Below are 2,258 nucleotides of genomic sequence, written 5' to 3'. Positions count from 1 at the left end.
TTCAAATTTCAACCGCCGCTGCGCCAGCCTTGCATCGTCTTCATTAGCTGGCTGATGTATCCTGAAATAGGCCATAGACCGGGGCATGAGACGATATTGCTGTAACACCTCCAACGGAATATTTTCCCTGATTTCCAGGGGAGATAATTGTTCAAGTAAGTTCTTTGTTAATTTTCCTATAGCCTTTGCCGTTAGTCCGCGGGCTTTCAGTTTTTCGGTGGTATAGTAAACTGGTTCCAGGAATTGTTTTCCGGTAGCAATTTCCTCCGTGAGCAAATCCAGTTCAGGATGCGCCAGTTGGGTTACCCCATTAAATACTGAGATGCGCCCAAATACCAGGTAGCCGACATTTTCCCGCAATGATTTTTGCATCCACTGCCAGCCCTGAAACCAGACCATATCAATGGTGCCCGTTTCATCTTTGAAAGTTGCCACCAACCGCTTAGCCCTGTTTTCGCCCATAACTACCATGTTAATGATCTTACCACGGATCTGCACAAAGTCTTCATACCCGCTCAGCGAAGCGATTTTATCTATCCGGGAGCGATCTACATAACGAAAAGGGAAATATTGCAGCAGGTCGCCAAAAGTATACACTTTGATTTCTTTGCGCAGCAGCTCTCCTTTCTGGGGGCCTACGCCTTTCAGGTATTCTATCGGATTGGATAATATAGCAGTAAAAGTAGAAATGGCAATTTCGTTTTTATGAAGAACAAAAATAAAAAAGGCAAATGGTAAAAATTCACCACTTGCCTTTTTTAATAAAAAACAATTATAACTATTCGGCTATTGCGTCTACTTTACCTTCAACAAACTGCTTCATCCACTCTGTGGTAACAGATTTTGGTCTTTCCAGGGAAAGTCCTAAAGCTCTGTCCCAGCAAAGAGATGCCAGTACACCCAGTGCACGGGAAACACCAAACAATACGGTGTAGAATTCATATTCTACCAGGCCGTAGTGTACCAGTAATGCGCCGGAATGTGCGTCTACGTTAGGCCATGGGTTTTTCACTTTACCCAGGTCCTGCAGAATTGGGGGAACAGTTTCGTATACCATCCACACAATTTTCACCAGTTCATCGTTCGGGAGATGTTTTTTCGCAAACTCCATCTGTGCAGTAAAGCGTGGATCTGTTTTACGTAAAACAGCGTGACCGTAACCTGGTACTACTTTACCATCGGATAAGGTTTTGCGTACGTAGGCTTCGATTTGTTCTTTGGTTGGCATTCCGCCACCCAGTTCTTCGCGCATTTGCAGGATCCACTTGATTACTTCCTGGTTAGCCAATCCATGTAAAGGACCTGCCAAACCATTCATGCCTGCAGCGAAAGACAGGTAAGCATCGCTCAGGGCGGAACCTACCAGGTGTGTCGTGTGTGCGCTCACGTTACCACCCTCGTGGTCGGCGTGAATCACCATATAAAGACGCATCAGTTCTTTGAATCCTTCGTCAGAGTAACCGAGCATATGTGCAAAGTTACCTGCCCAGTCCAGCATGCCATTAGGCTGTATATGCTGACCACCTTTATATTTGCGGCGATACACATAAGCAGCAATACGTGGCAGACGGGCAATGAGGTTCATGGTATCCTCATAGGTATAACTCCAGTAATCTTTTTTATTCATCCCTTCCGCATAAGCATGTGCAAAAGAAGATTCTGTCTGCAACGCCATGATACCCACGTTGAACATGGTCATCGGGTGAGCAGTAATAGGCAACGCTTCAATAGCATCAAATACGTGGTTGGGTACATGAGAACGGCGACCCCACATGCTGGACAGATATTGTACATCTGCTTCAGTAGGTAATTCACCAATCAGCATCAGGTAAAATAAACCTTCCGGCAGCGGTTCTGCACCACCCGGCGCTTTAGGCAAATGATCCCTTAATTCCGGAATAGAATATCCGCGAAAACGAATTCCTTCATTGGCGTCCAGGAGGGAAGTCTCCGTTACCAGGCCGGTTATACCGCGCATACCCTGGTAAACCTGTGCCAATGTTACATCTTCAATCTTCTTAGTGCCGTGATTCTTGATTAGGTCTTTGACTTCAATGTTAAGTTCATCTGCTTTAACCTTGAATTTCTCTTTTATGTACCCCATTTTACTGCTATTGTTATTAATGAAAACAAAATCGATCAATAGTCAAAAGTAATGATTTGTTAACGAAGTTACCACCATTTCGTGGTATTTAATGCCAAATTAACAACGATCCCCCGGGGGAAGGATGCAGAAATATGGCGGCAGTGAACAGCTG

2 protein-coding genes are annotated in these 2,258 nt (G+C 44.9%); both read right to left on the bottom strand.

The genetic code is table 11. The features are described 5' to 3' along the window. The coding region (locus VIP81_RS15550; protein WP_331962507.1) for an OB-fold nucleic acid binding domain-containing protein at positions 1–648 on the bottom strand (648 nt) is incomplete at its 3' end. 130 nt (positions 649–778) lie between these two features. Continuing rightward, the gene (locus VIP81_RS15545; protein WP_331962504.1) at positions 779–2,104 is read right to left on the bottom strand and encodes a citrate (Si)-synthase, eukaryotic; all 1,326 of its coding nucleotides are present in this window, start codon (positions 2,102–2,104) and stop codon (positions 779–781) included. Positions 2,105–2,258 lie beyond the last annotated feature (154 nt).

Origin of the sequence: Chitinophaga sp., assembly GCF_036566945.1 — a bacterium.
GTDB lineage: Bacteria > Bacteroidota > Bacteroidia > Chitinophagales > Chitinophagaceae > Chitinophaga.
Note: the sequence above shows the minus strand (reverse complement) of the source record. Positions and strands in the feature narration are given on the sequence as shown.